Genomic DNA, 19,382 nt, shown 5'->3' with positions numbered 1-19,382 from the left:
CGGCTTTTGCCAAGGAACACGCCGAGACCACCGGAACGCTTTCTTTCTTGTTCTTCGAGCCTATGCCGCAACCATGATGATTTCAAATAAGCCAATGATCTACGCGGGTGATGTGGCGCCTACCTCGCGATGGCCAAAAACATTAGCAAGACGCTTCTTCTATTCAATTCGGCCAGTTTCGGTCACGCGCGTTGACTTGCTACATTATCCGGGGATTTTCCATAGAAACCGCAGCGCGTCTTCTTTCCTGCTGCATGTCCGACCCAGGCCGAAACGGACGCCGAAACGAGGCGCGAGCGAGCGCTAAAGCATTCTGCAGTCAGGTGGAATCACCTGGCGTCCGCATAAATGCGGAAGAACGAAGAGATAGAGCGGGGCAGATGTGACGTTCCTCGACCTGCGATCCATGCCCTCGGGAACACGGCTTGCCGCGGATCTGGTCATCATCGGCACCGGTCCGGCGGGCCTGACCCTTGCCCGGGAACTGGCCGGCACGAAGGTTCGCATCCTGGTTCTGGAAAGCGGCGGCGAAACCTTCGAGCAAGGTGTCCAGGCGCTGAACAAGGTCGAGAACATCGGCGATCCGGGCAAGCGCAACACCATGGCGCTGCCGCGCGGCTATACGGGCGCGCTCTCCTGGCTGAACGACATTCCTCCATTCGAGCTGCGCAACCGGGTCGTCGGCGGCAGCAGCCATACCTGGGTCGGGAAATGCGCCGCCTTCGACGAGATCGACTTCACCGAGCGCAACTGGGTGCCAGGCTCCGGCTGGCCGGTATCACGCCGGGACCTGACCGAGGCGCTGGACCGTGCGGCAGCCATGCTCAACCTCGGCCCCAACCTTTATGACGGATCCCTGTGTCATCGCCTGACATCGCCGCCAGCCGACCTCGGCATCAATGGCGACCTGCTGCGCACGTTCTTCTGGCAGTTCAGCCATGGAAAGGGCCGTCGAGGAGAGCCGCTGCGGTTTGCCGCGCTGGCCCGGGAAATACACGCCTCGAACGTCGATGTCCTCACCCACGCCACGGTGACCCGCCTTGATCTCGACGACAGCGGCCGGCGTATCAGGTCAGTCGAGGCCCGCACGCTGGACGGCGTCAGCGCCACCATCGAGGCCGCGGCGATGGTCCTGTGCTGCGGCGGCGTCGAGAATGCGCGGCTGCTCCTGGCGTCGAACGAGATCTGCAAGCCCGGCATCGGCAATGAACGTGGCGTCGTCGGCCGCTATCTCGCCGACCACCCGCGCACCGTCATTGCCCGGTTCGGCAGGAAGCGGATCACCGAAGTGGCCGAGCATTTCGGCTTTTACGGCCTGACGCACGATCGGGCCGCGCATTTCTACCTGCGTGGCCTGGCACTCAGCCCGCGCCTGCAACGGCGTGAAGAGCTGCTCAATTGCGCCACCTACCCCGTGCAGACACTTTCTGCCGACGACCCCTGGATGGCGCTGAAACGACTTTACGGCGATGGGCGGGGGTCGCGCTGGCACGACATCCGCACCGTCCTTGCCGCGCCCGATGTGTTCATGTCGGGGCTGCGCCGCCGGCTGATCATGAAGCGCGGGCTGCCGCGCAAGGTGGACGAAATCCGCTTCGACGCGATGGTCGAGCAGCGGCCCAATCCCGAAAGCCGCGTTACCCTGTCATCCAGGCGCGACCGCCTCGGCATGCCTGTCGCCCGCGTCGACTGGAAGATCGGCTGGGCAGAAGTTGCCAGTGTAGCGCGGCTGGCCGAGCTGATGTCGGCGGAGTTCTGGCGAATCGGCCTGCCGCAGCCGCAAATGGAGTCCTGGATACTCGACGAGGATTTCAAGCACGCTCCGTTCAGCGACATGGCCCATCCGGCCTGCACCACCCGCATGGGAAGCGATCCGGCGACCAGCGTCGTCGATCCAAACGGGCGCGTGCATGGGGTGGAAGGGCTCTACATCGCCGGCAGTTCGGTGTTCCCGACCGCCGGACACGCCAACCCGACCTTGATGATCGTCGCCATGACGATGCGCCTTGCCGATCATCTGAAATCGGTTCTTCAACGCGCCGGCGCCGGCTGAACGCAACGCCATTCTTCAGGCCAGACGGAAGTAGAACCCGGCGCTCTCGCTGGCCCCCAATTCGGGATGCGTGTCGATGACATGGGCAAGCGAAGGAATGGTCCAGCGGTCGACGAGCTGGTAGCCGAGCGCCTCGACGGATGCCATGAAGGCGGCCTCGTTGCGGATCTGATAGGGCACGCGGGCACGCCCTATGCACTCCAGCGTCACCACGGTCGGGCCCTTGCGCAACGCCACCTTGTTGAGAAGCAGGTGGGAGGGCGGCGTTCGCAACCGGCCGATCAGCGCCGGCAGCGGTGTGTCCAGATACTGCAGCAAGCCCGAACCCAGGAAGAGGTCGGGCGCGCCGGCCTCCTCCAGCCGATCGACGAAACGCAATCCATGCAAGCCATCGGCGCTGGCGCGGCGGCGGCCGGCTTCGACGATGGCCGGCAGGTCGTAGACGGTCCACTGGAATGTTTCGCTGACGGGCAATGCGTCGCGGAACGCCCGGTACTTCGTTCCCATGTGACCGCCCGCATCCACCAGGGATTCCACCTCCCCCTGCAGCCGCCGGAGCCAGAACAGGACCGGGTAATCCCATGGCGCGATCCGGCACATCGGTTCGAACGCAACCTCGGCCACCTCCGGGTGGTCGTAGCCGGCAAGCCCATAACGACGCGCGGCCGCCAAAGCGGCGTCATGGGAGCGATAGGCACCGGAGAACCGGCACGGCACCGGCGATAACGAGCGCAGCCGGCCCTGGGCGATCCGCAGCGGCAGCAGCGAAGAGCGCAAGCTCGCGGCCAGCCACCGTTTCAGCGGGCGCAGCCGATCCCTCATCATGGTTTCTCCGCCGCTGGATGAGGCATCGTCACACCGACCCATTTCCACGAGAGAGCCAGAACCGGGATATAGATAAGGCCGCCGACCAGGACCTGAACAAGGAAGGACTGCAACGCGCTGAGGCCGGCCTGCCCGGCAACGCCCTTGAAATAGTGGACGGCCACCAGCATGACCGCAGAAGCGATGGCGACGAACCCGCTGTTGCGCAGCACCCTGCGCCAATCGATGCCGCCATAGCGCGCCTGCAGCCAGACCGATGTCGCAAGCGCGATAGCGGCGGCAATGCATTGACCGACCGCCACCCAGACAAAGCCGAAAGGCGCCGTGATCAGGACCAGCGACACCGAAACCGCACCATTGAGCAGGGAGACCGGAGGCAGCCGGTTGACCGCGCCACGGATGGCCAGCAATGGTTCGGTGACGTAGCTCGGCACCAGCAGCAACTGCTTGGCCGCCAATATGCCGACGACCAGCGCCGCCGGCGCCCAGCCAGCGCCAAGCGCCAGGTGGACCAGATCGCCGGAAACGAGGGCGAGCCCCAGATAGACCGGCGCCGCGACGGCAAACAGAACCGGGAAGAACCGGTTGCCGACCCCTGCCGTCCCCTTCGCTCCGCCCTGGGCGCCCGGTTTCTCGGCATGCGCACGGCGAAACACGATCCAGGCCAGCATGCGCGCCGGCTCGCCGATCAGTTCGGAGAAGGCGGCGACGATCCGTTCGGCTGCCCGATAATAACCGGCTTCCGACAAGCCGAGAAAGCTGCCGACGGCCAGGGTTCCCGAATACGAGCGCAGGAAGATGATCATCCTGTTGCTGAGGATGTAGCGCGAGAACTGCAGCAACTCGCCTATGAAGGACCGGCTTGGCAGTGATGGGGCTATCCAGCCGACGACCGCCACCGATCCGCAAAGAATAAGACCCTGCATCGTCAAGCGGCCCACAATGAGCGCCACCACATTCCAGCCCGCCAGAAGGCCCGCCGCCGTGACCGACAGCGCGCCCAGCTCCGCGACGATGCGGATTGCCGCCTGCCGATGCAGCATGCCGCGATTGACCAGCACGCCATCATAAACAGCCGTCAGCGACGAAGGCAGGATCCACAGGCTGAAGAGCGCCAGAAGGCCGCCTTCCCAGTGCTTGCCGAGATAAGCATAGAAAACGGCGGCGGCGGCGAGCCCGGCGGCGGTGAGCAACACGCCGCTGCCCAGCGACACGGCGGCCACCTGCCGCCAGCGCCGCGAATTCTCCTCCGATTTCATGATGTATTCGGCCCAGCCGCCTTCAGCCACCACCACCAGAAAGATGGCCATCGCCGAGGTGAAGGCGAAAAAACCGAACTCCGTCGGCGTCAATAGACGGGCTGCCATGATGAACGCCGCAAGTTGCGCCACCTGCGAGACGAGCTTGGCGGCGAGGGCCCAAAGCCCGCCTCCCAGCAAACCGGGAAACGGCATGCCGAGAATTGTTCTCGGCTGTGCTTCCACGCCCGGGCGCTGCTCGATGCCCATCACATGGTAACCCCAGGTACCTGTCCGGGGCCGCTATTCACGGCGGCTGGCCGATCGGCTAGGGTTGCCGCGTGGCTATCGGTGATTCGCCGCTCGTTTCGGTCAAGTCGCTGAAAATCTGGCCGCATGAGTTTTTGTCGCCCAATTGTTGTTGCAGCTTTGCGTAACGTGCATGGAGTGCCGAGCCGACCGGACACCTTGACGACAAGGATGTGTGGTCTTCGGTCTGCCCCTAGATCGTCGGACAGCAAGCAAATGGCCCGAGACGCAAGCAAGGAAAATCATCTGAGCCGCGGTTTGCTGGCAGGACCGCTGAAATCGCTCAGAACCAAGATCCTGGTACGCTGGCTGGTCATCGCCTTCTGCCTCCTCTTCTGGATCGTCCTGCTGCTTGTCTTCGTGCTGTGAGGCCTGCGCTTCTCCAGTAGCCCGGGCTTTTCAACAGCCATTGTGATCGAACAGGACCACGGTGACCGTCCGGCAGATGATTTTCAGATCAAGCAGCAGCGAGCATGTCTCGCGGTACTGGCTGTCCAGGTCGACGCGGTATTGGTAAGACGTCTCGCTGCGACCGGAGACCTGCCAAAGTCCGGTGATGCCCGGCGTCATCGACAGGTAATCGTGAATGCGCTCGCCATAGCGCGGGATCTCGTCCTCAACGATCGGCCGGGGTCCGACGATGCTCATATCGCCGCGCAGCACATTGAAGAATTGCGGCAGCTCATCAAGACTGGAGATGCGCAGAAAGCGCCCGACCGGATGGATGCGCGGATCGTTGCGCAGCTTTTGCTGCAGGTCCCATTCCAGCCGCGCGCCGGCATCCGTTCTCAACAGGTCCGACAGAACCCGATCGGCATCCCGCCGCATGGTGCGGAACTTGAAGCAGTCGAATGCCTTGCCATTTCGCCCGATGCGCTTGTGCCGATAAATAACCGGCCAGCCATCATGGATGGAGAGCAATGTCGCAATAGCAATGAAGAACGGAAGAAAGAAAAGTATCGCTATAAGACTAAATATGACATCCAATGTTCTTTTAAAAAAAATGTATGGGCGGTATTTTCCATGACCGCCTATCTTTATTTCTTCTTTTATGGAACTATCAAAAGCATACAGCATACAACAGCCCCTAAGAGAATTTTCCTAGACCCGCACCTCTCATGACAAAATATTATAATGCCTTTAAAACACGTGATATAATTCCATTGGTGTATTTGCAGAGATATTTTGATGCATAATCGAGCGAAATCCTCCCGTGCCTAACCTCCTCCCCCGTTGATATGACCTGTCCTAATGTGTCTTGCCCGCCGGCTGCCCAAAAGGATTAGCTGGCACTGTCCTTGCGGCGGCTCCCCGGGTGCCCCGGGCGGCGCCGCAGCCGCGCTGGCTCTCGGCCGCCATCGCCCGATCAACGAGGGCGCAATAGAGCGTCATCAGCGCCGCCGCCCAGGATTGCGGCGTGTGCGCCAGATCGGCCGCGGTGCGCCGTGCATTGCGGCTCATGCGCTGGACCTCCGCGTCGTCGCCGGCCACCGCACGCATGGCGCCGGCCAGCCCGCCGACATCACCGGCTGGAAAGCTCATGCCGGAGCCTGACGCCTCGATTTCGCTGCTCAACAGAGCTTCCGAAGGCAGAATGACGGGAATGCCGCTGCCGGCCGCCTCCAACGCTGCCAGGCCGAACGGTTCGGGGACACGCGAGGATATGACCACGCAGCGCGCCGAACGCAAAAGCACGGCGATCTCGGCCCGGTCGCGCCAGCCATGCAGCACCACTTCCGGATAGGCGCCTGCAAGGCGGCTGCGACCGGCGCCCGCGCCGATCACATGCAGCCCGACCCCGGCCAGGCGGGCGGCCGCTGCGGCATCCTCAAATCCTTTCTCCGGCTCCAGCCGGCCGATGAAGAAGAAGTCGCGCATCATCCAGGGCGCCGCCGCGTCCGTGAAGAAAGGCGTCACCGGATTGCGTATGGTGACCATGCGCTGCGGATCGATGCCGGCGCGCCGGAAATAGTCAATCATGCGGTCGTGGACGAGGACGATGTTGGCCGGCGTGGCACGCATGTCGAACAGACGATGCAGCAGCGCATGACGCGCCGTGCGCCAGGCCTTCTGATGAAAGCCGCGCTTGTCGCATTGCGTCATCAGGCAGCGCGCCGACATGGGTGCCAACGCGCAGACGGACGCCCGTGGATAATTGACGAAACCGCCATTCGGACAAGCAAGGAAATAGTCGTGGGCATGCAGCACGACGCGGTCGCGCAGGCGGGCGAGCGGACGGAAGATCGACGGTGACAGGATTTTCGACCAACCGTGCACGTGATAGAGGGTGGCCGGCGTGTCGATGCGGGCGATCAAGGCTTCCAATGCGGCACAGGCCTGCCGGTTGTAAAGCCCCTGCGTCGCGGCCGACAGGCGCCCCTGCTCCAGCAGCGGAACGCCGTTGAGATTGAGCGCATCTGCATCGGCTGTCCCTGATGAGCAGTCACCCGAAAAGAAGGTCACCGGCACGCCCGCCTCGCGCAGCATCCTGGCCGACAGGCGCGACAAGTTGGAGGCGCCGCCGACATCGGCGGAGCGGTCGTTGATGATGACGACGCGTTCGGGACGCATGCCGGTTTCTACTCCAGCGCCGTGACGTTTTGCGGCGCAAGCCGCCCGCGGCAGAGATCGGCCAGGGCGCGCAGATTGCCGCGCAATCGCCCGCGCCGGTCGACCCAGGGTTCGGGCGCCGCCAGGCGTAGCGCGTTGGCGACGAGGTTGCGCGCCATCTGCGGCCCCGCATGGCGAAAGCTCATCGTGTTCTTGCGCATCAGATAGATCGGGTTGGCGATCTGCGAATAGCCAAGACGCACGCCCGAGGTCCGGCCGGACTTGGTTCCCAGATGCACGCCGCGCAACCGACCCGAGCGGACGATGCGGCCATGGCGGGCCATCTGGCGGCTGAAATCCACGTCTTCCAGCCAGCCGTATAGCGGCAGATTCTCGTCGAACGCCAGGTGATGCGCGCGAACGGTCGCCATGCGGACGGCCATGTTGCATCCATAGGCGTTGTAGACCGGGCTTTCGCACAGCCGACCCGTCGCCTGCCCCGGGCGATGGAGAATGCGCACGCCGTCCGAAAAGGCGATGCCGGGTCCCGAAATGCCGTCCGCATCGACCGTTCCAGTGCCCATCACCACATCGGGATTCGCCGCGAAAATGCGCTCTGTCTCCGCCAGATAGGTTGGCGCCATCAGGAAATCATCGTCGAGGAACAGGAGGATGTCGGCGTCGGCAACACCGGCCAGAATGCGGTTGCGCTGGCAACACAGGCCGCGCTTGGCGAAGACGATGCGGGTGCGGGCGGCGAGTTCGCCAAGCGCCGTCTGATCGACGTCAGCTTCTTCTGCTGCGCAGATGACGATCAAGTCCGCCTGCCGCGTCTGTTGCTGCAAATGCGGCAAGGCGGCGCGCAGAATGTCGCGGCGGCCGGTGGTGGCGATGCCGACGGCCAGGCGATGGACCGGGGTCCGGGCTTCACGCGGCGCCATTGCGCCACCTGCGGGGCCGCAATGCGCCGCGGACGGCGGCCGGCCAGCTCTTCTGGCTGAGGGTTCGGTTGAACACGACGCCGAGCACGCCGACGCGCGACTTGCCAAACGTCGCCAGCGCGCCGGCCAACCATTCGAAGGTCATCTTGCGCCGGTTGCCAAGCACCACCAGAATACCGTCGAGATAGGCGCTGATGACGCGGGTGTCAGCCGACGTGGCAAAGGTCGACAGGTCGACAATGATCACATTGTAGCGGCCGCGCAGCGTTTCGAGCTGTTGTTTCAGCGCCGGCAAGTGGCCGTAGCGATGCCCCGGATGCGCCGCCTGCTTGATCTGGTCGACCGTCAACACCGGGAGGATGGGCGGGTCTTCCAATGAGGGGGTGGTCTCATGGGTGACGACCGACCATTCATGCAGCGCCAACTCTCCCTCGCCCGGCTTGCGACGCGCCGGTTTATCGTCATCCTCGATCGTGGCCGGCATGGCCGTCGCGCCGCAGACGGAGAGGCCAAGCGCCGAGCCGCGCCCCTTGGCAAGTCGGCTAATGCTCGGGCTGGTGAAACTCGCATCGACCAGAACCACCGCAACGCCCTCATTGCTGTAGAGCTGGGCGAGGTTGGTGGCGATGGTCGTCTTGCCTTCGCCGATGCCGACGGAGGTGACCCCGACGATGATTGGCCCATTCGCCGGGAAAGCCGCGTCGATCGAGTTCTTGACGCTGCGCAACGCTTCGGAGAATCCCGAATAAGGGGCATCCAGCACGTAGCGCAAGGCCGCGGCCGGCTCCGGCGGGCCACCGGCGATCCGGCTCGTGCGAAACCGGGTGAAGGGAACGTAGCCGAGCGTCGGCAGGCCAAGCTCGCGGCCCAGCCTCTCGCCCGAATTGATGCGCCGGTCGAGCACGTCGCGCAAACCGGCCAGGCCGAGACCACCGGCAAAGCCCAGCATCAGCGACAGCGGGATGATGAGGGTCGTTTTCGGCCAGGTCTTGGCCAGCGGCGGCGTCGCGGCGGTCACCATCCGCGCATCGCCGATCGGGAAGGATTGTTTTTGCAACGTGACGATGAGTTGCTGCAGCACGCTTTCATACATGCGCCGATACGTGGTCGCCCGGCTTTCCAGTTCGGTCAGTTCGACGCGCGCCAGGTTCTTCTGCGAAACGCCGCCCTTGATCCCCTCAAGCTGGGTCTGCAGCAGGGCCTCGCGGGCACGGGCCGTGTCGAGGCCGGCCTTGTAGACGCCCTGGATGCGCAGCAGCTCGCTTCTGATCTGCCCTTCGAGACGGGCGATCTCATCATGCACGGCACGTGCCGGCCCGCTGTCCGCGCCATAGCGGCCGCCAAGCACTTCGAGCCGGGACCGCGCTGCGCCGAGTTCTCCCCGCAGGCGGTTGATCTCGGCATTGTTGAGCGCCTCGGCGACATAACCATCGGCCAGGTCGCCGCGCAGAAGGCGGTTGATCGTCTCCAACCGGGCCGCCTCGCTTGCCGTGCTCGCTTGAGCTGCCAGAAGCTGAGCGCTGATCTCGGCCAGCTGCTGCTGATCGAGCGACGCCGCCGTTCCCACCTGCTCGATGTCGTTGCCGTTGCGGAATTGCTCGACGCTGAGCGCGGCCTCGCGTGCCTGCTTGCCGATCTCGATCAGCTTGTCCTGGATCCAGTCCGCGCCACGCGCGACGATCGCGGATTTGGCGTCCAGCGTCGAACGCATATAGGTGTTGGCGATGGCGTTTGCCGCGCGGGCCGCCTTGACGGGATCGGTCGAGGTGTAGCCGATTTCCAGCACGTAGGATTGCCCGACGCGGCGCACCGACACGCGGCCAAGGAAGCCAGCCATGGTGCGGCGCATGATGTCTTCCTCGTCGGGAGCCGCCGCCGGGTTGCCGGCCGGTTCGGCCGAACCGGCGAACAGCGCTGCCAGGGAAGCGAAGGCGCGGCGGACCGCCGAGCGCCAGGACGTGCTGTCGCGGATTTCCGGATCCTCGGTGAGGTTGAGCTCGTGGATGACAGACCGGGCGATGGCCTCCGATTTGACGATCTCCACCTCGCTGGCGATTTCCGCCGCCTCGATGATGATGGTCCCCGTGGAGGCGTCCTGCGAGGCGATGCGCGCCTGCTCGCGGTCGATGACGATGCGGGCGATGGACGAATAGGTCGGTTGCGTCTCGGCGATGTAGAGCGCGCCGAGGGCGGCGCCGAGCCCGGTCATGAAGGCCAGCACCAGGAGATGCCGGCGCAGGAAAGACCAGATGTCGCGAAAGGAAATATACTCCTGCGGCAGGTCATTGCCCGGCCTTGCGTACTCACCGCTTGGGAACTTGCGAATGTCCTGGACCACCATGGTTCGTTCCGTTCCTTTGTCGCGTCAGCGGGGCGTGGCGCGGCCAGCTTGTTCGGTTGCTGCGGCGGCGAGCGGCGGCATCGAGGCGCCCGCCAGATCGAGATGCACTTCCAAAACATCGCCGGGTTGCAGCGAGGTTGTCTCGAGCGCTTCCTGGCGCTTGCCGGCCACGCCACCACGGATCACGGTGAAATGCAGCGGCTGCTGCTCGAAGGCGCGATCCTGGCGCCGGTTCAATGACGCACCGGTCGCCTGCAAGAGCTGTTCGGTTACGTCGCGCCGCAGCTTGAGATCGTCGATTTCGAGATTGACGGTCTGCAGCGCCGTGCCGACTTCCGTTCGCCGCGCTCCCTTCAGGCTGAGCGCGTCGCGATCGGTTTCGCTCAGTCTTTGCTGGGCGCGCATCGAGGCGACGGCCAGATCGAGCCGGCTGCTTTGCAGGTCGGCGACGACGCGTTCCAGCCCCGTCTCGCGCGATCTGGTGGCGGTGCCGCTCTTGACCAGCTTGGCGATGTCGCGAAGCTCGTCCTCGGCAATAGCGATCTGCCGGTCCTGCGCCGTGACTTTCTCGCCGAGAATCTTGATCTCCTCGCGAAACAGCGCGCCAAGCTCGGTCAGCGAAGCAAGCTGCCGCTCATACGCTTCCGTGCGGGCCTTGAAGATGGCGTCCTCATCGCTGGCGAACTGGGCCGCATGCGCGGCGAACGGCGCTTCGGCAAGGGCGGCGGCGAACTCGATCTCCGGGCGCTCGGCGAGCTCGGCTTCGAGGCGCGCGCGCCGTGTCAGGCGTTGCAGCAATTCCAGCTCGATGCGCCCCAATTCGCCCGCATAGCGAATCTGTTCCAGCTCGGAATAGCCGCCAGCGAGATCTGATTTGCGAACACGCCCGCCCGCCATGGCCAGCGCCTGCAATACGATCAAGCCCGGCCGGTACTCGAACTCGCCTGGCCGGTCGACGCTGCCGGTCACATAGATCGACGGGTAACGGATGACCTCCACAGTCACCGATGGCGGGCTGACAAGCCCGGTCCTGCGCTGCAGCGCATCGGCGATGCCGGCAGCAAGCGCCTCGGTGGTCAGCCCGCTGGCCTCGGCCTCGCCGACCAGCGGCAGGGCGATCATGCCCGATTTCGACACCGCATATTCACCGTTGAGCGCCGTCCATTCGCGATACTCGCCCTGGGCCTCGACCCATTCGACAACGCTGATCTTGATGCGGGTCTGGGGCAGAAGCCGGAAGTCGTCGGCGGCGCGTGCGGGGGCCATTGCCGAAACAAGGCTCCAGACCAGGACAATCGCCAGCGGCGATAGCCGGCCGGCCGGAAGATATCGCCAAAGCCCACCAGATATGCGCGCCCGCTGAATCCCCGTTCCCGCCATGATGCCTGCCCCGATGCCTCCGTCCGATTCGCGGGCGTCGGAAACGGCGCCTTGCGCCTTACGCCCTGGCTGATCATCGGTCGAATCGGCGCCGGGTAAATACCGTCGCGACGGTTTTCGCCTAGTCCCTTTCGGCTAGCCGGCCTAAGCGCAGCGCATATTCGAGGCAGGCCCCGCATCGCGACGGGCGGTGCCGCGCACGATCGGATGAAGACCTAGCCCATTCGAGCGTCCCGCTCCTCCGTTCAGACAAGCGGCAAGCCGGATGGACGGCGTGCCCGCACCGGCGGTTGCCGCCATGATCGGCCAGAAAAACCCGACGCGAAAACTCGACGCGAAAATTCTGGGAGACACCGCATTGCGCGTGGCGATCGTTCACTACTGGCTGGTGTCCATGCGCGGTGGCGAAAAGGTCGTCGAGGCGCTTTGCGACATGTACCCGCAAGCCGACATCTTCACCCTGGTCTATGACCCGAAAAAAATCTCCGAGAAGATCAAGCGGCACAAGATCACGCCATCCTTCCTGCAGAAAATTCCCGGCGCGAAACGGCATTATCAATCGCTTCTGCCGTTGATGCCGTTCGCGCTCGAGAGCCTCGACCTGTCGCAATATGATCTGGTTCTGTCCAGCGAGTCCGGTCCCGCCAAGGGGATCACGCCGGGGCCGCAGGCGACCCATATCTGCTATTGCCACTCACCGATGCGCTACCTGTGGGACCACTACCATTTCTATCGCGCCGGCTTGGGTTTTCTGCCGCGCCTGCTGTTTCCGTGGATCGCGCCGGCCCTGCGGGTCTGGGATGTGACGACCAGCGCCCGCGTCGACGCCTTCGTCGCCAACTCGCGGCACGTGGCCGACCGGATCGAGAAATACTACCGGCGCAACGCCACGGTTCTCAACCCGCCGGTCTCGGTCGATGATTTCGCCCCCGTGGCGGCCACCGAGGATTTCTATCTCACCGTCGGCCAGCTCGTCGGCTACAAGCGCGTCGATCTGGCGGTCAGGGCGTTTACCCGGATGGGCCGCTATCTCGTCGTCATCGGCGAAGGTCCCGAAACCGCCACGCTCAAACGCATGGCCGGCCCGACGGTGTCGTTCCTCGGGCGCGCGCCCTTCCCCGTTCTCAAGGAAAAGCTCGCCCGCTGCAGGGCGCTGGTTTTCTCCGGCACCGAGGATTTCGGCATCGTGCCGGTGGAAGCCATGGCGAGCGGACGCCCGGTCATCGCCCATGCCAGCGGCGGCGCTCTGGACAGCGTCATTGCCGATCATACAGGCATCCTCTTCGACGACCAGTCGGAGGACGGCCTGATCGAGGCGGTGCAGCGGTTCGAGGCAATCGAGACGACCTTCAGGCCCGATCTCATCCGCGCTCACGCGCTGCAGTTCAGCGAGGCGAACTTCAAGCATCGGATGCAGGCCATTATCGACCAGGAGCTCGGTCGCAGGCAGCAGCAGCGTGCGCGGCGCCCGGCATCGCTGCCCATCCGGGCCACTGCTGCGCGCGGCGGGCAGGCGGCGGTGGCGGCGAAAGCGATGAGAAACGATCCTTGATGGAGAGCCCCAATGCAGATCGGTTTTCGCATGCGCGGCGAAGGACGCGACCACCGGACGGACACGCTCCGCTTCGCCAGATTGCTCAGCACGCTGGACGGGATCGAAGCGGGGCTCCTGTCGGAAAAGTTCGGACTTCAGCAGCGTTATGAGAATGCCGCCGTCAGCGCCGCCTTCGCGCAGCAATATTACGAAGACGAAGCACAGAATACCGGGCTCTCGGAGCGGATCGACGGTCTGACGCAGTCGTTGAAGGACTATACCAAGCGCATGGAGGCGCTGGAGCGGCAGATCGATCTGATCGGCCAATTGCGGGCCAGCACGACAGCCTTCGCCGAGGATTATGGCCTTAGTCATGTGGCCGGCGTCTCGCCTTCGCATGCACGGCATTGACACGGCGGCTCGGCGCGGTTCGGCGATTTTGGAATCGGGACCGGCGGCATCCAGCGTGCTGGATGCCGCTGCCCGCAGCGCCGTTTCGACCCTGTCGGGCAACGCCTTTCAAATTGATTAGGAAGAATCCGCCGATACGCTGACTAGATGAGCGCCGTAACACCTAAGCGCAGTGGGTTTGCACCAACGTGCTAGCTGCGCGATGCGTGCGGGGCCTTATCATTCCGGCAGTTCAAACAGCTTGGGGCGGTCGAGAACATGCGGAGATCGAGGCGTAGCGGTTTTCCATTCCGGGCTATCTAGCGCCCATTAGCGCCTTTGGCGAACAGACGGGAACCCTGTGTCCGGCGACGTTGGAACAGTGGGAGAAATCCCTACGGCCCAACCGGGAGGGGCTAGGCGGGGCAAGGGCTAGAGCGGTCCTTCGCGCCTTTGGAAAGACGCGGGTGCCGCTCGAGAAACAGAATGCCGCTCCAGGTGAACGTCGGCGAACCGGGCAAGAATTTTGATGACCAACACTGGCAGTTCAGAACGAGCGTTTCCGCAAGCTGACACGACCCTGATGCTGTCGCTTATCCACGGGAATGCGCGGGCCTTCGAGCTCGATCTCTCCGGGTTGCGCGTCGTCGTGCCGGCCGACAACGGCTATCTTGCGGCCGCGGCAACGCTTGCCCTGGTGGCCGGGGCGGCCAGCGTGACGGCGATCACCCCGCAGACAAACCGCTTTCGATCGGCCGAGGAGGCGGCGGAAGCAACGCTGGCGCTCGCCTCGCTCGCCGGCCTCAACCGCAATCTGAGCATTGAAGAGCGGATCGACCACCAGACCTGCAGGACGACCAATCTGCTCGTAAGCTCCGACCCCATTCGCCCGGTCACCCGGTCGATCATCGAGCGGCTGCCGGATCGGGCAGTGGTGGCGCTGCTGCATGAAGCCTGGATGTCGATCAAGGGCGAGGTCGATGTCGAGGCCTGCCGCGAACACGGCGTGCCGATCTCGGCGGTCAATGAATCGCACCCGCTTGTCGGCGGCGCGGACTACCAGCCGGCACTGTGCCTGGAATTGTTCAGCGTCGCGGAAGTGGCTGTGGCAAACGCGGCCGTGGCGCTGATCTGCGACAATCCCCTGGCCGACAATCTGGAGCGTGGCCTGCGCGAAGCCGGCGCGCAGGTCGTCGTCTTTTCGCGCGCCGACCTGGTTTTCGAGCATTCCTGGGACGCGGTCGTGCTCGCCCTCAGGCCGATGGACGAGCCCCGGCTGGGCATTCGCGACCTGGGGCTGATCGCCAAGGCGGCGCCGGAGGCAACCATCATCCAGTATTGGGGCGACATCGACCGCAAGGCGGCGCGCTATTTCGAGCTTACGGTCTGGCCGCCGCGCACGCCCGGCAAGGGCCAATGGGGATTGCCGCTCGAAACGCTGGGCCCGGAACCCGTGCTGCGGCGCATCACAGGCGCCTTGAAGGCAGCCCAGTTGATCCTTTCCGGCGCCCCCACCCAACCGGGCGGCCTGGCGCAAATCCTCGCGCCAAATGATGTTTTCGACGAGGACTGAGTGCGGACGTCGGGTTCTTCCTGCCTTCGCAACTGCAAAAAAATATGCCATATCCCTGCGCGTCGATGCATCGGCGGGCGCGCTCGCCACGCCATGTGTCCGATGGCCTGAGACCATTTAGGGAGGGCAGTTTGAGTGCAACGGGAAAATCGGCGGCCCTGACACCGCCGGATGTGCTGGCACGCAAGGGCGGCGTCCCGCTCGTCTGCCTGACGGCCTACACCACCCCCATCGCCCGCCTTGTCGATCCCCATTGCGACATCGTTCTGGTCGGCGACAGCGTCGGCATGGTGCTGCACGGCCTGCCCAGCACGCTCGGCGTGACGCTCGACATGATGATTCTGCATGGCCAGGCGGTGCGGCGCGGCGTGGAGCGCGCGCTGCTGGTGGTCGACCTGCCGTTCGGCTCCTATGAGGAATCGCCCGCACAGGCGTTTCACAGCGCCGCCCGGGTGATGCGCGAGACCGGCTCAGCCGCCGTCAAGCTGGAAGGCGGGGAAAGCATGGCCGAGACCATCGGCTTCCTCACCCGACGCGGCATTCCCGTCATGGCGCATATCGGACTGACCCCGCAGGCGGTGAACACGTTCGGCGGATACAAGGTGCAGGGCCGCGGCACGGGCGGCGCGGCGATCGAACGCGACGCGGCGGCGGTGGCAGCGGCCGGCGCCTTCGCCGTCGTCCTGGAAAAGGTGCCCGACGCGCTGGCGCGCAGGATCACCGCCCAGACCCCCATTCCAACCATCGGCATCGGCGCTTCGCCCGCCTGCGACGGGCAGGTGCTCGTCGTCGACGACATGCTCGGCATGTTCAGCGACTTCCGGCCGAAATTCGTCAAGCGCTATGCCGAACTCGCCGACGATGCCGGCGCGGCCATCGCCGCCTATGCGGAGGATGTCCGGCAGCGCCGTTTCCCCGGCGACGACCATGTGTTCGCCGACGCGACCCCCGCCAGCCAGAAGGTGCCAGACGCATGAGCCTGCCCATTGTCCGCACCGTTCACGCGCTTAGAACCCTGGTGACGAGATGGCGGCGCGCCGGCGAAACCATCGCGGTGGTGCCGACCATGGGCGCCTTGCATGAAGGTCATCTCAGCCTGGTCAGCGCAGCGCTGGCGCGCGCCGACCGAGTGATCGTCACCCTGTTCGTCAACCCGAAGCAGTTCAACAGCGCGGCCGATCTCGCAGCCTATCCACGCACGGAAGAGGAAGACGCCGCCAAGCTGGCGCCGCTGGGCGCCGACGTGCTTTTTGCCCCTGATGGGGAAGAAATGTACGCGCCCGGCTTTTCGACCACCGTCTCGGTCAGCGGCGTCAGCGAGGGCCTGTGCGGCGGCCATCGTCCGGGGCATTTCGACGGCGTGGCGACCGTGGTGACGAAGCTCCTGCTGCAAAGCGGCGCCGACTTCGCCTGTTTCGGAGAGAAGGATTTTCAGCAATTGCACGTGGTGCGGCGGCTGGCCCGCGATCTTGACATCCCCGTCGAGATCATCGGCTGCCCGACGGTGCGCGAAGGTGACGGCCTGGCGCTATCCTCGCGCAATGTGCGCCTGTCGGACAGCCAGAGGGAGATTGCCCCAAGGCTGGCGGAAATCCTGTTCGATGCCGCCGCGCGCCTTGCCGCCGGCGCCGAAGCCGATGCAACGCTGGCGGCAAGCCGCTCCGCCCTGATGAATGATGGCTTCGACATGATCGAATATCTGGAACTGCGCGACGAGACGACACTCGCGCCCGTCGGTCGCCTGACGCGGCCGGCACGGCTCCTGGCCGCCGCCTGGCTCGGCGACATCCGCCTCATCGATAATGTCGCCGTCTCGCCCTGACCGCGCGACGCCCGTCTCACCATGTCAGGCAACCAGGCGCGCCAGCGCGGTGAAGATGCGCTCGTCCTCGCATTGCGCCACGTTGAAGCGCAGGAAGCTTCCGGCCGAACGCGCGTGGCTGAAGGCGTTTCCCGGCGCGAGAACGATGTTCGCCTCGAGCATTCCCCGCGCCAGTGCCGCCGCGTCCATCCCATCGGGAAGCTTGCACCAGACAAACATGCCGGCGCGCGGTTCAATCCACGGCGTGATGCCGATCCGCCGCAGCCGCGCCACGGTCTCGTCCATGGCGCGCGCCAGGCGCAGGCGAACGGCTTCCATATGCTTGCGGTAGCTGCCGTCCCTGAGCAGCGTCAGGACCAGCTCCGCCGACAAGGCCGGGCCGCCGAAGGCGGTGGCGATCCTGAGATCGACCAGGCCTTCGATCCAATCGGCGGGCGCGGCGATGTAGCCGCAGCGCACCGAGGCCGACAGGGATTTCGAGAAACTGCCGATATAGACGACGCGTGACAGCCCGTCGAAAGCCGCCAGCCGCGGCGCCGGGTCGGTCTCGAAATCGGCGAAGATGTCGTCTTCGATGATCGTCAGCCCCGCCTGATCGGCCAGGGTCAGGAGCTTGTGCGCGGTGACCGGCGACAGCGTCGCGCCGGTCGGATTGTGCAGGGCCGAGTTGGTCACGTAGAGGCGCGGCGCGTGTTCGGCGACGGCCTGGGCAAACCGGGCAATGTCGGGGCCCGAAACGGTGTAGGGCACGCCGACGATGTTCACCTGATGCGCCCTGAGCAGCGCGTGAAAATTGAAATAGCACGGATCGTCGACCAGCACCGTATCGCCGGGCTTGAGAAGAAGGCGGCAGACGAGATCGATCGCCTGGGTGCCCGAATCCGTCAGCATGATCTGGCCGGGCGCGGCCTCGATGCCATGCCCCGCCATGCGGCGCGCCAGCAGCGCGCGCAGGGCGGGAAGGCCAAGCGGCGTCCCGTAATCGACCAGCCCCGCGGCTTCGGCGCGCGCCGCCGAACGCAGCGCCCGGCGCAGTCCATCGGCGGGCATCCATGAGGGCGGAAGCCAGCCGCAGCCGGGGATCAGCAGATCATCGCCGGCGCCCAAAGCCTGGCGCGATATCCACAGCGGATCGACCTCGCGCGCGCGCGCCGGACCGATCTCGGCAAGCGACAGCGGCGCCAGCGGCGCGGTGACGAAGAAGCCCGATCCCGGCCGCGAGCGGATGATTCCTTCGGCGGCCAGCCGGTCATAAGCCTCGACCACCGTCGACTTCGAGACGCGCATGGTGTGTGCGCAGGCGCGTATCGATGGCAGTTTCGCCCCAGGGATCAGGCTGCGATTGGCGATCCTGCCGCGGATCGTCTCCATCACGCCTTCGAGAAGGGTGGCGCTGCTCTCCAGGGTTTTCTCGCTCATCCGTACTGTCCGCGTCACCATTACAGTCAGGCTTAACTGTACCTTATTGTATCTGGCGCCGCCATGCCCTTTCCCGCACACGGGAGTCCACAAGGGAGCATGCCATGAACAAGATGATGAGCGGGTGGGCCAACGGGTTGCTGGGCGTTCTGATCTTCAGCGGATCGCTGCCGGCGACACGCGTTGCCGTGATGGGTTTCGATCCCGTCTTCCTGACGGGCGCGCGGGCGACGATCGCCGGCCTGCTCGCCGGCGCCCTCCTGCTCGTCCTCAAGCCCCGGCGGCCGCAACGGGGCGACCTCGTCGCGCTTTTGATCGTCGCGCTGGGTGTCGTCGTCGGGTTTCCGCTTTTGACCGCGCTGGCCCTCGAGCACGTGACCTCGGCCCATTCGATCGTCTTCATCGGACTTCTGCCGTTGGCGACGGCGGTCTTCGGCGTGCTGCGCGGCGGCGAGCGGCCGCGCCCGGCCTTCTGGCTGTTTTCGATCGCCGGCAGCGCGCTTGTCGTCGGCTTCGCCTTCAGCCAGGGCATGACCGCCTCGCCGCTCGGCGATCTCCTGATGCTCGGCGCGATCATCGTCTGCGGCCTCGGCTATGCGGAGGGCGCGTCGCTGTCGCGCAAGATCGGCGGCTGGCAGGTGATCTGCTGGGCGCTCGTCCTTTCGCTTCCCGTCATGCTCGTCCTGACCATGGCCACCTGGCCTGCACGCCTCGATGCGCCCGCCGTTTCGGCATGGATCGGGCTCGGCTACGTGTCGGTGTTCAGCATGCTGGTCGGCTTCGTCTTCTGGTATCGCGGCCTGGCGCAGGGCGGAACCGTCGCCGTCGGGCAATTGCAGTTGCTGCAGCCCTTCTTCGGCCTGGCGCTGGCGGCGTTGCTGCTCAACGAGCCGGTCACCGGCGGGATGCTTATCGTCACCGTGGCGATCGTCGCCTGCGTGGCCGGCGCCAAGACATTCGCCGGCCAGAAGCGCGTCGGGAAAGCCGTTGCCGCCGAATAAGGCGGA

16 protein-coding genes are annotated in these 19,382 nt (G+C 65.1%); 8 read left to right on the top strand and 8 right to left on the bottom strand.

Annotation, left to right across the window (positions count from 1 at the left end; all coding sequences use genetic code 11):
* Window positions 1-382 precede the first annotated feature (382 nt).
* Entirely contained in the window at window positions 383-2,053 is a 1,671-nt protein-coding gene (locus AB843_RS06295) for a GMC oxidoreductase (protein ID WP_087587047.1), read from the top strand.
* A gap of 15 nt (window positions 2,054-2,068) precedes the next feature.
* On the opposite strand, the gene AB843_RS06290 is transcribed toward AB843_RS06295, so the two are convergent.
* Both AB843_RS06290 and AB843_RS06285 read right to left on the bottom strand, forming a co-directional pair.
* Complete coding sequence (locus tag AB843_RS06290; RefSeq protein ID WP_342021910.1) at window positions 2,069-2,878, bottom strand: methyltransferase, TIGR04325 family; 810 nt, start codon at window positions 2,876-2,878, stop codon at window positions 2,069-2,071.
* Window positions 2,875-4,386 carry an oligosaccharide flippase family protein gene (locus AB843_RS06285; protein WP_048645958.1) on the bottom strand — a complete coding sequence of 504 codons (1,512 nt, stop codon included), beginning with the start codon at window positions 4,384-4,386 and terminating at the stop codon, window positions 2,875-2,877. Before AB843_RS06285 ends, AB843_RS06290 begins: the two co-directional genes overlap by 4 nt.
* 255 nt (window positions 4,387-4,641) lie before the next feature.
* Here AB843_RS06285 and AB843_RS25490 point away from each other — a divergent pair, with 255 nt between their 5' ends.
* Entirely contained in the window at window positions 4,642-4,794 is a 153-nt protein-coding gene (locus AB843_RS25490) for a hypothetical protein (protein ID WP_157384437.1), read from the top strand.
* Between the two features lie 30 nt (window positions 4,795-4,824).
* Here AB843_RS25490 and AB843_RS06280 read toward each other — a convergent pair whose 3' ends face one another.
* From AB843_RS06280 to AB843_RS06260, 5 genes are all read right to left on the bottom strand, one after another.
* Entirely contained in the window at window positions 4,825-5,502 is a 678-nt protein-coding gene (locus AB843_RS06280) for a sugar transferase (RefSeq protein WP_048645957.1), read from the bottom strand.
* Between the two features lie 171 nt (window positions 5,503-5,673).
* Window positions 5,674-6,996 carry a glycosyltransferase family 4 protein gene (locus tag AB843_RS06275; RefSeq protein WP_048645956.1) on the bottom strand — a complete coding sequence of 441 codons (1,323 nt, stop codon included), beginning with the start codon at window positions 6,994-6,996 and terminating at the stop codon, window positions 5,674-5,676.
* Between the two features lie 8 nt (window positions 6,997-7,004).
* Window positions 7,005-7,916, bottom strand: coding sequence for a glycosyltransferase family 2 protein (locus AB843_RS06270; RefSeq protein ID WP_048645955.1), 912 nt, complete (start codon window positions 7,914-7,916; stop codon window positions 7,005-7,007).
* Complete coding sequence (locus AB843_RS06265; RefSeq protein ID WP_048645954.1) at window positions 7,903-10,257, bottom strand: GumC family protein; 2,355 nt, start codon at window positions 10,255-10,257, stop codon at window positions 7,903-7,905. The genes AB843_RS06270 and AB843_RS06265 overlap by 14 nt, the downstream gene beginning before the upstream one ends.
* 24 nt (window positions 10,258-10,281) lie before the next feature.
* Entirely contained in the window at window positions 10,282-11,523 is a 1,242-nt protein-coding gene (locus AB843_RS06260; RefSeq protein WP_087587046.1) for a polysaccharide biosynthesis/export family protein, read from the bottom strand.
* Window positions 11,524-11,995: 472 nt separating this feature from the next.
* On the opposite strand from AB843_RS06260, the gene AB843_RS06255 reads away from it, so the two are divergent.
* From AB843_RS06255 to panC, 5 genes are all read left to right on the top strand, one after another.
* The gene (locus tag AB843_RS06255) at window positions 11,996-13,189 is read left to right on the top strand and encodes a glycosyltransferase (protein ID WP_053086105.1); all 1,194 of its coding nucleotides are present in this window, start codon (window positions 11,996-11,998) and stop codon (window positions 13,187-13,189) included.
* 12 nt (window positions 13,190-13,201) lie between these two features.
* Window positions 13,202-13,582, top strand: coding sequence for a hypothetical protein (locus AB843_RS06250; RefSeq protein ID WP_048645953.1), 381 nt, complete (start codon window positions 13,202-13,204; stop codon window positions 13,580-13,582).
* A gap of 508 nt (window positions 13,583-14,090) precedes the next feature.
* Window positions 14,091-15,134 carry a hypothetical protein gene (locus AB843_RS06245; protein WP_244467907.1) on the top strand — a complete coding sequence of 348 codons (1,044 nt, stop codon included), beginning with the start codon at window positions 14,091-14,093 and terminating at the stop codon, window positions 15,132-15,134.
* Window positions 15,135-15,265: 131 nt separating this feature from the next.
* Window positions 15,266-16,111, top strand: coding sequence for a 3-methyl-2-oxobutanoate hydroxymethyltransferase (gene panB / locus AB843_RS06240; protein ID WP_048645951.1), 846 nt, complete (start codon window positions 15,266-15,268; stop codon window positions 16,109-16,111).
* The gene (gene panC / locus AB843_RS06235) at window positions 16,108-16,956 is read left to right on the top strand and encodes a pantoate--beta-alanine ligase (RefSeq protein ID WP_048645950.1); all 849 of its coding nucleotides are present in this window, start codon (window positions 16,108-16,110) and stop codon (window positions 16,954-16,956) included. Before panB ends, panC begins: the two co-directional genes overlap by 4 nt.
* Before the next feature lie 24 nt (window positions 16,957-16,980).
* On the opposite strand, the gene AB843_RS06230 is transcribed toward panC, so the two are convergent.
* A complete protein-coding gene (locus AB843_RS06230) occupies window positions 16,981-18,375 on the bottom strand; it encodes an aminotransferase-like domain-containing protein (protein WP_048645949.1) in 1,395 nt (464 codons plus the stop codon).
* A 104-nt stretch (window positions 18,376-18,479) separates the two neighbouring features.
* Here AB843_RS06230 and AB843_RS06225 point away from each other — a divergent pair, with 104 nt between their 5' ends.
* Window positions 18,480-19,376, top strand: coding sequence for a DMT family transporter (locus tag AB843_RS06225; RefSeq protein ID WP_048645948.1), 897 nt, complete (start codon window positions 18,480-18,482; stop codon window positions 19,374-19,376).
* Window positions 19,377-19,382: the final 6 nt, after the last annotated feature.

This window comes from Nitratireductor soli, from assembly GCF_001050155.1.
In the GTDB taxonomy this organism is placed as follows: Bacteria; Pseudomonadota; Alphaproteobacteria; order Rhizobiales; family Rhizobiaceae; genus Nitratireductor; species Nitratireductor soli.
The sequence above is the reverse complement of the archived record's forward strand: the minus strand, read 5'-3'. Positions and strand labels throughout refer to the sequence as shown.

Excerpts from the sequence above, each read along its gene's own strand:
- AB843_RS06290 (WP_342021910.1), bottom strand. The coding sequence starts at position 2,878 with ATGATGAGGGATCGGCTGCGCCCGCTGAAACGGTGGCTGGCCGCGAGC.
- AB843_RS06250 (WP_048645953.1), top strand. The coding sequence starts at position 13,202 with ATGCAGATCGGTTTTCGCATGCGCGGCGAAGGACGCGACCACCGGACG.
- AB843_RS06280 (WP_048645957.1), bottom strand. The coding sequence starts at position 5,502 with ATGCTGTATGCTTTTGATAGTTCCATAAAAGAAGAAATAAAGATAGGC.
- AB843_RS06265 (WP_048645954.1), bottom strand. The coding sequence starts at position 10,257 with ATGGTGGTCCAGGACATTCGCAAGTTCCCAAGCGGTGAGTACGCAAGG.
- AB843_RS06270 (WP_048645955.1), bottom strand. The coding sequence starts at position 7,916 with ATGGCGCCGCGTGAAGCCCGGACCCCGGTCCATCGCCTGGCCGTCGGC.
- AB843_RS25490 (WP_157384437.1), top strand. The coding sequence starts at position 4,642 with ATGGCCCGAGACGCAAGCAAGGAAAATCATCTGAGCCGCGGTTTGCTG.
- panC (WP_048645950.1), top strand. The coding sequence starts at position 16,108 with ATGAGCCTGCCCATTGTCCGCACCGTTCACGCGCTTAGAACCCTGGTG.
- AB843_RS06260 (WP_087587046.1), bottom strand. The coding sequence starts at position 11,523 with ATGGCCCCCGCACGCGCCGCCGACGACTTCCGGCTTCTGCCCCAGACC.
- AB843_RS06230 (WP_048645949.1), bottom strand. The coding sequence starts at position 18,375 with ATGAGCGAGAAAACCCTGGAGAGCAGCGCCACCCTTCTCGAAGGCGTG.
- AB843_RS06245 (WP_244467907.1), top strand. The coding sequence starts at position 14,091 with ATGACCAACACTGGCAGTTCAGAACGAGCGTTTCCGCAAGCTGACACG.
- AB843_RS06275 (WP_048645956.1), bottom strand. The coding sequence starts at position 6,996 with ATGCGTCCCGAACGCGTCGTCATCATCAACGACCGCTCCGCCGATGTC.
- AB843_RS06225 (WP_048645948.1), top strand. The coding sequence starts at position 18,480 with ATGAACAAGATGATGAGCGGGTGGGCCAACGGGTTGCTGGGCGTTCTG.
- AB843_RS06285 (WP_048645958.1), bottom strand. The coding sequence starts at position 4,386 with ATGGGCATCGAGCAGCGCCCGGGCGTGGAAGCACAGCCGAGAACAATT.